The following is an 11,213-nucleotide window of genomic DNA, read 5'->3' as shown; positions in this document are numbered from 1 at the left end:
GGTGATCACCAGCCTGCGCTGCACCCTGGCCGGTGACGGCATACCGCCCGAGCAGGCCGCATCGGGACCGGCGTCCTCGGGCGCCGTACAGGTCAACATCCGCAACGGCGCATATCCCTTCGGGCAGACGCCGGAGGTGGAAGACGGTTTCTATGTTCGTAGCGATGCACTGTTAGCGCGCCAGGGCGCGGAAATCTGCCTGAACTTCGCGCTCAGCGAGGTGGCCACCGACTACCCGGTCACCCTGGTCTGGCAATTCTGGGATGGCTCGACCTGGCAGGCGCTCAACGGGACGCCGGCGCAGGTAGCGTCCTACGGCTTCGTCGACACCACTGCCGCGTTGCGCCACGGGAATCCGAATGGCCCGACCTGCGTGCGCTTCCTGTGTCCGGACATCCAGCCCACCACGGTGGCCGGCAACGAAGGGCGCTGGATCCGCGTGGTTATCGCCAGCGGCGGCTACGGCGACATCGGCGGCATCACGACCCAGGGCGTGGCGGCGACCATCGACGCGATTCCCGGCGAGATCCTGCCGGCGGCGAAGAAAGCGGAGGTGATCGACTACCTCACCAGCAAGGAGGGCGTGAACTTCTCCTACACCTACACACCCAGCAGCTACGCCCCGCCGTACATCCAGTCGCTGACGCTGAGCTACACCTACGTGGCCACGCCAAACAGCCTGTGGTCGTACAACGCGTTCGCGTTGAGTCGCTTCCTGTTCCGGCCCTATAAGCCGGTGGCAGGGCGCTACAGCGTCTGCCACCTGGGATTCTCGCCGGAGGACTTCGTTCGCGCGACCGCCGGCGGCACGCTGACGCTGTATTTCCATCTGGTGCGGGAACGGGGGGAAGCCGGTCCGGCGCTGCCGTGGTCGTACTACGACGGTCACGCCTGGCAACCCTTGCCGGTCGACGACGGCACGGCTGGGCTGACCCGCTCGGGCATCGTCAGCTTCGTGCTGCCGGACAACCTGCGGCCAGCGACGCTGTACTCGCAGTCGGCGTGCTGGCTGCGCATCGAGAATCCACGGCCGCGGCAGGACATCCGTGTGTACGGCGTCTATCCCAACACCGTGATGGCCGGCAATCGCACGACCGTGCTGGAGGAAATCCTCGGATCCAGCAACGAGCAGCCGCTACAGACCTTCCAGATCGCCCACGCGCCGGTGCTGGTCGATGTGGCGCTGGACGTCGCCGAACCCGCGGGCATGCAGCCCGACCCGGGCGCCGCTGGCGAGGAGTTGGCACTCACGGTGACACCGTCCTCGACCACGGCCGGCGCCGACACCGTGTTGCGACGCTGGCAACAGGTGCCGACCTTCAGCTTCAGCGGGCCAACCTCGCGCGTGTACACGCTGGATACGGCCACCGGCATCGTGACGTTCGGTGACGGGCAGAACGGCATGATCCCGCCGCGCGGTTACAACAACATCATCGTCACGCGTTACGAGTACACGCAGGGGCTGGACGGCAATGTCGACGCCGGCCTGCTCACGGTATTGCGACCCGGCTATGACACCATCGCCAGCGTGAGCAACCACGCCGCGGCGCAGGGCGGGGTGAACGGCGACACAGTGAACGACCTCTCGGCTACCGCACCCCCGCAGGTAAAAGCGAACGACCGCGCTGTGCAACTGGCCGACCTGGACACACTCGCGCGTGTCGCCAGTCCCGCCGTGAGCCGTGCCCGTGCGGTGGAAACCGGCGACGGACGCATCGAGGTCAGCGTGTTGGCATTATCGCGAGCCTCGCGCCCCTATGCACCGCCGGCACTGCTGGACGAAGTGGCGGCGTACCTGGGCGCGCGCAGCCTGGCGTCGCTCGCTGCGCGGATCCGCTGCCGCGRGCCACACTACGTACCGATCGACGTGGTCGCGCAGGTCGTGACGAACGTGTCACCGGACCAGCGCAACGCCTTGCAGCAGGACCTGGCGCGGCAGTTGGAAGCCTTCCTGCAGCCCGTGTTCGGTGGCCCGGCAGGGCAGGGCTGGGAATTCGGCCAGACCGTGCAGTCGGCGCAGATCGCGCACAGGCTGCGCGAGGATCCGCGGGTGAATGGCATCGCCGGCCTGTCGGTGAACGGACGGCAATACGGCAACGTGACACTCGCACCCCATGAGATACCCGTGTTCGGGAGTGCCGGCGTACTTGCCTATGCGGCGCCGGCGACCACGGTCGCAGCACTGGCGGGGGCTGGCGATGGCGTTTGAGYTGCCGAACCTCGACACGCGCGACAGCGCTGCCTTGCAGGCGGAGCTGATCCGGCGCATTCCGCAATTCACCACGCAGTGGACGGATTTCAACGCGTCCGATCCGGGCATCACGCTGCTGCAGACGTTGTGCTGGATTGGCGAATCGTTGCTCTACCAGGCCAACGCCATTCCGCTGCTGGCCAGGCAGAACTACCTGCGTCAGGCGCTGGGCCTGGCCTTCTCCGACAACGTCACGCCGTACAGTCAGGCGGCCGTGCTGGATAACGACGACGCTTTCGAAGCCCTGCGCCAGATGCTCGCGAAAGTGGAAGCGGGCACGCCGTTCACCGGTGCCGACCTGCAGCGTGCGGTGCTGGGCTATCGCGACGAGCCGTACCTGGCGTTGACGCTGGATGACGTGCAGGCGCTCGCGCTGCAAGCCAACCGCATGATCGAAGCCAACTGGGGCAAGAGCAAGCGTGCGCCACCGACGCCGCTGCAGGTCAGGCGCGCCGATGCGCTGGCGCGTGGCGAAGCGACCCAGCTCTACGTGCTGAGCGATGCGAGCTGGGCCYATCGTCTCCCGCCCAACGGAAACATGACGGTGCCGGATGCCCACGGCTGGTGGCGGCGTGTCCTCATGCGCGATCCGCCCACCGCCAAGGCGGCTGTCGATGCGGCGACGGCAGAAAGCGTGCTGTTGAGCAACGTGCGCCAGTACATCGCGCCGCGCGTGCTGCTGGGTAACCGCGTCAACGTGTGGGCCACGCAGCTGACGTCGATCAACCTGTACGTCGAGCTGCGCTGCCCACCGAACGTATTGCCCCTGGTCGTGCTCGACGCGGTGCTGTCGACGCTGTTCGCTTACTTCCAGCCGGATGGCTGGGTGTACAACGAGGCACCGGTGGCCGAGAGCGTGCAGCTGCTGATCGAAAGCGTGCCCGGCGTGGCCGCACTGACATCGCTTACGCTTGACTACACGCCGACGGCGCGCCTGCCGGAGTACGCGCAGCTGGGTGTCAACGCGTTGCTCGCTGACCTACCACCGGGCTCGCCCGGCCCGTTCTACCGTGGCCTGCCGCAGCTGCGCTGTGTCGAGTTGCGCGCCAGGGTCGCGCCATGAATCAGCCTGCGCCGATGCCGCCTTCGAGCTACCTGCGCTACCTGCCGGCCGTATTCGCGCGGACCGACGACGACTTTCTCGCGCACTACCTGCTGATCTTCGAGAAGCTGCTCACCGGTCTGGCTGACACCACACTGGATGGACGCAAGGGCATCCAGGACCTCCTCAGCGCAGACGTGATCGGTAACCTTTTCTACAGCCGCTTCAGTTTTCTGTTCCCGCCGGGCGACGAAACCTTCATTCCGCCGATTTCTGGCTTGCCACCGGCAAAGGGCACGGCGATCCTCGAACGGTTCGACAGCTATATCGGCGTGCCCGAGATCGGTAGCGCACTCGACGGGCATATCGATTCACCGCTGTATTCGAGTGATGCGCTAGCCGCTTTCAACGCGTGGCTGGACGAGTTCCTCGCGTGGCTGGGCGGCTGGGTGGACCTGCCTCTGGATAGCACCTGGGACCTGGACAAGAAGCGCAACGTGATCGCCCAGAGCATGGCGTTGTATCGCCTGCGCGGCACGCCGCAAGGCCTGGGCATGCTGCTGAACCTGCTGCTCGACCTTCCGCTGCAGCAGGTTAGCTGCGTAAAGCCATCGGGCACCACCGATCCGGTCTATGGCACCGTGACCGTCAACGTACTCCATCCCGCGCCGCCACCGATCCTGCTCAAAGACAACGCCTCGCAGCCCGGTAGCTTCGTGCTGCGCTGTGCCTACCAGCCGGGTATGCCGCTGGTTTCCGGCTACGCACCGTGGCTGTTCGTGGTGCAAGTGGTGTTGCCGGCGTATGGCAACGCGAAACTCGTGCCCGATGCCACCGGCATCCAGCAGATACAGGCGCTGCTCGCGCAGATCACCACCGTGCTCGATGCCCAGCGGCCGGCAGCGACACGCTACCAGTTGCAGATCCTCGGCGCCTCGGCACTGCGCGCGGATGCGATCTATCAACCTGTACTCAACTCCAACGCCCTCCTGGGCACGCAGACATCACCCCCATGAATCAGACCAGCCCGCCATCCCCGCAAGCGATTACCGTCCAGCCGGCGGGCGTCTCCGTGTCCCCGCCGACCCCCGTGATCGCGGCGAACGTGGCCTATACGGTGGTCTACACCGACGGCACGTTCCTCACCTCCGCGCTAATGAACGAAGCGCAGTCGTACTTCGTCAACTGGATGCAACTGCAGAACCAGCTGCTCTACACGCCGGGGGTGCTCAACGGCCTGCTCGTGAGCAACCCGAGCGGTAACAGTCTCGCGGTGAGTGGGGGTGCGGGCTTCGACGATCTGGGCCATTTCGTGGTGCTGCCGGATAACAGCGGCGCGGCAACGGTGCCGACCACGGCGGCCAATCCCTGTTACGTGGGTATCTCCTTTCCCACCACGGCGCAGCCGGTGTCCGGGCAGACCAACGTGCAGAACATGGCCGGCGTGCTCACCGTGGCCGACACGCTCGGGGGTCTGCCTGCGCATAGCCTGCTGCTGGCGGAGATCGCCATGGCCAACGGCGGGATCACCGGCGTGACCGACCAGCGCATGCCGGTGACCAGCCGGCTGCCGGCCAATCTCGGTGCCGCGGTGGTGATGCCGCAGGCACTGCGCGCCGAGGGCGCGAGGACGATGCAGGGCAGGGTGATGGTGCCGTCCGGCGCGCTGCGCCGTCAGGGCGACAGCGTCGCCGTGACGGTGCCTTACAGCGCGCATCGGGCGCCGGGACCGACTTTCCCCGAGCCGCCGCGGGTCATGGTCACCGTGCAAGGCACGTTGCCGTATGCCACGGCGATCAGCGACATCAGCGGAAACGAGTTCACATTGACCCTGACCGCGGTGCTCGCCCCGCTGCCAGATGGCGCGCCTATTGCCGTGGAGTGGATCGCATATGTCTGATCAGGGCCGGCCACCGATCAAGCGCAACAACTACTTCACCGGCGAGTCGTTGCTTACCGCCGATTTCACGTGCGAGCAGCAGTACAACATGGAGATGCTCGCACTGGTCAACAGCAGCCTGCACACCTGGGGCATCGCCAGCGGGCTGGAGGTGAGCTGGCAGGCAAGCCAGGCCAACCAGGTACGGATCACCGCTGGCATGGCGATCGACCGCCTTGGCCGCCAGATCGTGTTGACCGAGCCGCAGGTGGTTCGCGTGGAAGGCACCGGGGACAACGCGTTCGTCTACCTGGTGATCCGCTACCACGAGGTGTACAGCGACCTGACCGACGATAGCGGCGTCATGGGCTACAAGCGTGTGGTGCAGCAGCCGCTGCTGACCTGCACGCCGACGCTTCGGGATCCGGGCATCGACATCGTGCTGGCCGTCGTCAACCTTACTTCGCAGGATGCCGTCAACGCCCTGACCTTCAAGCAGGGTCGCCATGAACGACGCTACGTCGGCTCGCGTCTGGGCATGGTGGATCTGGTCACCGAAGGAGCGGGTATCGACGGCAGTGCCGACGTGTCCGTCGCCGTGTTGCCCGGCGTGCGCCTTCGTGCAAAGCGCGAGGACAGCGGGCTGGAAGACTACCTCAGCGTGGAGACCGCGCGCGCACAGTTCGACGGCATGCTCGCTACCCGCGGCAACGTGGGCGTCGGCGTGGACCAGCCGCAGGCAAACCTGCAGGTCGAGCGCATCGTGACCGAGGGCGTCGGCAGCATCACCACCAAGGGGCGGCTGCTGAGGTTCGAGCACGCGATCCATCCGCCGCTGCGCCCGGGCGACCTGGTGATTCCCACCTTGCCGGCGGGTGCGGCGGTACTCACTCCGCAGCAGGCGGTGATCGGCGGCGCCACCAGCGATCCGGCGCAGTTCCAGATGGTGCAGGCCTTCCAGCAAGACCTCCTGGTGCCGGCGCGCTTCAGCTACGTGCGCGCCACACTGGTCAGCTTCTCCGCCACTGGCACGGTGGGTGAGTTGCTCAACATCGGCATCGACGGCAGCGTGGGACTGGGTGTGCGGGCCGGCGCGCAGACCGGCGCGACCGGTGTCTCCGCGCTGACGATAACGCCGGATCGCCGTGTCGGCATCGCGCTCAACGGCGACGCCGTACCGCGCGTGACGCTGGACGTGAACGGCGATGTCATGGCCGGCGCCTTGACCTGCAGTGACGCTGTCGTAGCGAAATCGTTCGAGGGCAACGGCAGCAAACTGCGGAACCTGCCGATCCTCAGCTACTGGACCAAGCAGGACCCGTCCTCGCCGTACAGTGGGATCTACTACGACACTGGCAACGTCGGCGTACAGATGCGCGATACACCGGCGTCGCTGAGCGTGGGTACAGGCCAGAGCTTCATCGGTTCGGGACTGGTTTCCGCCATGCCGTCCGACTCGAATAGCGGGATCAAGGGCGCCGACGGCGTCGCCTACGTGACTCTCACCGGCACGCAGACCGCCTTCGTCGACGAGGTGCAGGTGGGAGATGCCATTCGCCTGGGCGAGCTTCTCAAGCAGTACCGGCAGGTCCGGACGGTGGTTTCGAACGAGCAGTTGGAACTGACCGAACAGTTTCCCAGCATTGTCCGGGCCTCCTCCTTTAAGTACCTGCCTGCCGGGAGCGCCGGACTACCGGGAGCGGCACAGCTGGTCCAGACCGCCGCACCCACGCCGCCGGATGGCAATGACGGCAGCGGCACCATCAGCAGCAGTGGCACCACGCTTACCGGCGTCAAGACGGCGTTTCTGACGGAGCTGCGCGAAGGCGACTGGATCCTGATTCCGGAGTTCCGGCCATCGACCATGGAGGGCTACCAGGACCAGTGGTTGGTCAGCAAGGTGACGGATGACCGCACGCTGGTGGTCATCGACTCGACGGGGCACGGTGTGCCCGCCAACGTATCGGCGTTCCTGGTGGCGCCGGCGCTGCTCGCCGTGATGCAAAGCAATAGTGTCGCATCCGACAAACCGCCACCGCCGGCGATGCTCGTGGCCAACAATCGGCAGGACATGTCCAAGGACAGCGAGAAGGCGCCTAACACGGTCGCCATCAACGTACCATTCTCGAAGCTCGATGCCCGTTATGCGCTGCAGGTGGATGGCAAAGTGAGCTTCCAGGGTGGCGGCAGCTTCGGCGACCTGACGGCGAAGACCGTCACTGTCACTGACTGGATCAAAATCGCCGGCGCGGGCGACGGCGGCAACGTGCTCACGGCCGGCACCGCGACGGGACCGTCGCTGCTGACGGTGACGCAGACCAACGTGGTGGTCGGCGCCGGCAAGGGCACCAGTCCGCTGGAAGTGGGCGGCGACGCGCACGCCACCGGCAACATCGTGTCCGATAAGGAGCTGCAGGGCGTCAGCGCGACGCTCAGTGGCACCGTGACGGGCAAGGCGCTGGCCGCGACATCGATGAACGTGGGCGGTGTGCAGGTCGACGACAAGGGCGGCGTCACGCTGTTCGGCGCACGCCAGCCGATCACCTTCACCAAGAACCAGGCAAGCGGCATCGCCGCGACCGATGGCTTCATCCAGGCCACGATCGGCACCTTCTCGAGCGACTTCAGCGCGAACTTCGCCGGCCTGGTCAGCTGTACCGTACAGAACGGTACCACCGTTACCGGCGTCACCTATGCCTCGGCCAACACCACCAAGGAAGTGATCAAAACCAAGAAAGGCACGAATACGTATTACCTCCCGCTGTTCGGCAACATCTGCATGCCGGTGCGCAAGGGCGAGCAATGGACGCTGGTGTACCTGGCGGAAACGATATTCAAGCCGGCAGCCGACATCGTCGCCTTCTGGATGCCGCTGGGGCCCGGCATGACGCAGGCCCCGCTGCCGGCGGCACCGACGGGACCGGATCTTGCCGAGGTGGCCAGGCAGTTCGAGGTGCTTCGCCAGCGCGCGCTAAGCGGAAGCCTGGTCCCGCCGGCCTCGTTGGAAGCCATACAGAAGGCGATCGACCAGCGCGTCGGCGATCTGGCCCGCGTGCTCGGCGACGCCACGGGCATGCCGCCCGACGAAGAAGCGCGCACTGCCTTCGTGCGACAGCTGGGCGCGTTGGCCTGCTCGGCCGCATTGCCCGTGCCGGACGGCCACCGGGTAGACCAGCCGCGCGTCGACGGGGTGATCGACACGTTTGCCACGTTGACCGGGCGCACCTTCACGGCGGCGCAGCGTACGCTGCTGGAAGAGGCCATCCGTGCACTGGAATCGGTCAACGACAGTGACGAGGCCCGGCACGATGCGAAGACGATCAGCGACAACATCCGACTGTTCCTGCGCACGCTGCAAGAGGTGACGGGGCTGACCTTCGACGCCACCCGGATGCGCCTGCTGACCCGGGCGCTTGCGCGCCTGGTCGGCAACGGCTCGCAGGAACCGGTGCAGGAGCAGTGACGCCATGTTCTATCCGGACCATGCCTTGCCTGCCACCGCGCTATTGCGCGAACACTGGCGCCTTATCCGCGACGAATGTCTCGCACTGCCATCGTCGGATTTCGTCGCATGGCCGGAGGTGGAGCTCTACAACCACGGCTGGGACATCTATGGGATGGTCGCACAGCGCCGGCGCCTGCTGGAGAACTGTGTCTTCTGCCCGCAGACCGCCGACCTGCTGCGGTCGCTGGACGGCGTGGTCAATGCGGGATTCTCGCGGCTCGCACCCGGGACGCGCATCCTGCCGCACGTCGGTTACCGGCACGCGAACGTGCGTTATCACCTGGCGCTGCAGGCCGACGGCGATTGCCATCTCCGGGTCGGCGAGGAGAGCCGGCCGTGGCGGGAAGGGCATAGCCTGCTGTTTGAAGACATGGCCACGCACGAGGCGTGGAATCACGGCAGCCAGACGCGCATCGTCCTGCTGGTGGATTTCGACCGGACCTTGCTGAGGGACGAGACATGAGCCTGCCGCCGGGACCGGCCGACGACAACGCCGTCTTCCTGGAAGGCTTGTGCCGCTACGCCGACCTGCTGATCGACCGCGCGGTGTCGCGCCGCGAAGCGGCGGCGGCGGCCGCGGCGACGGGCCACCTTGCAGTACGCCAGCGTGTGCTGCGCGAGCAGTTTTCGATGGCCATGGATGTCGAAGTCACCGCCCTGTGGGAGGCGTTGCAAGCGACGATGGAGGATCTGCTCGACAGCGACCGCTTCGTGCCTTGGGTGCATCTGGTGCAAATGTTGTCATTGGGGCCGCTGGAACAGCAGGTGATGCTGGTGGCGCTGTTGCCCGATCTCGATGACGCTTATCGCGGGATGCTGGCTGAACTGGCCGAGGGAGAGCGTGTGGCTGAGGGCTGGCTGCCGCTCTCCGCGCTGTCCTACTTGCTGGACGATCCCTCGCAGGCGCACACGGTTCTTCTTGCCGACAATGCCTCACGCCGGTGGAGCGTTCTTGAATGGGAACCCCGCTCCGACGTGTCGCGCTTGCGCGGCGGATTCCGTCTCGATGAGACGCTATCCGGCTATTTGTGCGCCCGCGCCGTGCCGCAGTTGCAACTGTACGAAACGCTGCGCGAACTGGATCCGGTGGCCTCGCTGGACGAGCTATCGCTCGAGCCGGCGGTGCGAGAGCAGGCCCAGCGTTTCGTCGAGCGTTGTGGTGGGGATGCACCCGACGACATGTCCTTCGTTCTGCAGCTGCAGGGACCCGATGGTCACGCACTGGAACAGCTGTGCTCGGCCATCTTCCTGTCGCTGCGTATGGCCTGCGCCGAACTGGACGGCGCCCAGCTCGCCGCCCACGCGGGCGATGGCCGCGCGGCAGTGCTCGAGCGCGTGCGCCTGCTGTGCCGCAATGCCATGTTGTGCAACCGCGTGCTGGTACTGACCCAGTGCCAACGCCTCAGCGGCGATGCGGCCGACGAGGAATCGAGGGCCCTGTTCGCCGCCGTGTTCGACACCTTGCTGGAAAGCCAGCGTTATGTCGTGGCGATCAATGCACCGTCACGACTGTTGTCGGAACGCGCGCATCGCTACACCGCGCATCCGGTGGTGCCGGTGCTGATCCAGCTGGCCATGCCTACCGCCGCCGGGCGCCGCCGTACCTGGCAGCAGGGCGCCACGCGCCATGGTCTGGCCTTACCGGACGAGTTGCTGGATCGCCTCGCCGGCACCTATCTGTTTACCGAAACCCAGATCGAGTCCGCACTGAAGGAACTGGAAAGCCGCCGCCTCCTCGACGGCGACGCACCGCTGAATCGACTCCTGTTGGATGTATGTCGCGACGCCAGCGTCAGCGAGCAGTTCAGCGTCGCTGAGGAAGTGAAGACGCGCTACCGTCTGGAGGACATCGTGCTGCCGGCAACCACGCGCGCCTGGTTGGAGGAGCTGCTGCAGTACGCGCGCAACCGCCACCAGGTGATCGAGCAATGGGGTTTCGACGGCCATCAGGCCAACAGTCGCAACCTGTGCGTGCTGTTCTACGGGCCGTCCGGCACCGGCAAAACGATGGCCGCCTCGGTGATCGCCAATGAACTCAACCTGGGTCTGTACCGCGTCGACTTGTCGAGCGTGCTGAGCAAGTACATCGGAGAGACGGAAAAGCACCTGGCGCAGCTGTTCGACCAGGCCGAGTCGGGCAACCTCGTGCTGTGCTTCGACGAGGCGGAAAGCCTCTTCGCCAAGCGCACCGAGATGCACGACGCGCACGACCGCTACGCCAACCTGCAGACCGGTTACCTGCTGCAACGGATCGAGACCTATCCCGGCATCGTGGTGCTCTCCACCAACCTGCTCGGCAATATCGACAAGGCGTTTACGCGTCGCTTCAAGTTCATCATCGAATACCCGTTTCCCGCCGCGGCGCAGCGCCGCGAGCTGTGGCGCAAGGCGTTTCCGGCCGACGCCCCGCTGGCCGACGACATCGACCTGGACCTGCTTGCCGAACGCGCGCCATTGAGCGGCGGCAACATCGGTAACATCGTCCTGCGCGCGGCGTTCTATGCGGCGGGAGAGGGCCATGCGATCGGTATGGCAG

The 11,213-nt window shown here is 66.1% G+C and carries 7 protein-coding genes; all 7 read left to right on the top strand.

The window, feature by feature from the left end:
- Positions 1-2,209, top strand: a 2,209-nt coding sequence (locus AC1DT2_RS08545; protein WP_477295855.1) for a putative baseplate assembly protein, incomplete at its 5' end; no start/stop codon positions are given.
- Positions 2,199-3,314 carry a hypothetical protein gene (locus AC1DT2_RS08540; protein WP_477295854.1) on the top strand — a complete coding sequence of 372 codons (1,116 nt, stop codon included), beginning with the start codon at positions 2,199-2,201 and terminating at the stop codon, positions 3,312-3,314. The genes AC1DT2_RS08545 and AC1DT2_RS08540, both read left to right, overlap by 11 nt.
- Positions 3,311-4,309, top strand: coding sequence for a phage tail protein (locus tag AC1DT2_RS08535; protein ID WP_477295853.1), 999 nt, complete (start codon positions 3,311-3,313; stop codon positions 4,307-4,309). Before AC1DT2_RS08540 ends, AC1DT2_RS08535 begins: the two co-directional genes overlap by 4 nt.
- On the top strand, positions 4,306-5,193 hold the full coding sequence (locus tag AC1DT2_RS08530; RefSeq protein WP_477295852.1) for a hypothetical protein: 888 nt from the start codon (positions 4,306-4,308) through the stop codon (positions 5,191-5,193). The genes AC1DT2_RS08535 and AC1DT2_RS08530 overlap by 4 nt, the downstream gene beginning before the upstream one ends.
- Positions 5,186-8,635 (top strand): hypothetical protein, encoded by a 3,450-nt coding sequence (locus AC1DT2_RS08525; RefSeq protein ID WP_477295851.1) that lies wholly within the window; start codon positions 5,186-5,188, stop codon positions 8,633-8,635. The genes AC1DT2_RS08530 and AC1DT2_RS08525 overlap by 8 nt, the downstream gene beginning before the upstream one ends.
- 4 nt (positions 8,636-8,639) lie before the next feature.
- Entirely contained in the window at positions 8,640-9,140 is a 501-nt protein-coding gene (locus AC1DT2_RS08520) for an aspartyl/asparaginyl beta-hydroxylase domain-containing protein (protein WP_477295850.1), read from the top strand.
- The coding region (locus tag AC1DT2_RS08515) for an ATP-binding protein (protein WP_477295849.1) at positions 9,137-11,213 on the top strand (2,077 nt) is incomplete at its 3' end. The genes AC1DT2_RS08520 and AC1DT2_RS08515, both read left to right, overlap by 4 nt.

It is taken from the genome of Luteibacter sp. P4_E6, assembly GCF_056401535.1.
The sequence above is the reverse complement of the archived record's forward strand: the minus strand, read 5'-3'. Positions and strand labels throughout refer to the sequence as shown.

Excerpts from the sequence above, each read along its gene's own strand:
- AC1DT2_RS08525 (WP_477295851.1), top strand. The coding sequence starts at position 5,186 with ATGTCTGATCAGGGCCGGCCACCGATCAAGCGCAACAACTACTTCACC.
- AC1DT2_RS08535 (WP_477295853.1), top strand. The coding sequence starts at position 3,311 with ATGAATCAGCCTGCGCCGATGCCGCCTTCGAGCTACCTGCGCTACCTG.
- AC1DT2_RS08530 (WP_477295852.1), top strand. The coding sequence starts at position 4,306 with ATGAATCAGACCAGCCCGCCATCCCCGCAAGCGATTACCGTCCAGCCG.
- AC1DT2_RS08520 (WP_477295850.1), top strand. The coding sequence starts at position 8,640 with ATGTTCTATCCGGACCATGCCTTGCCTGCCACCGCGCTATTGCGCGAA.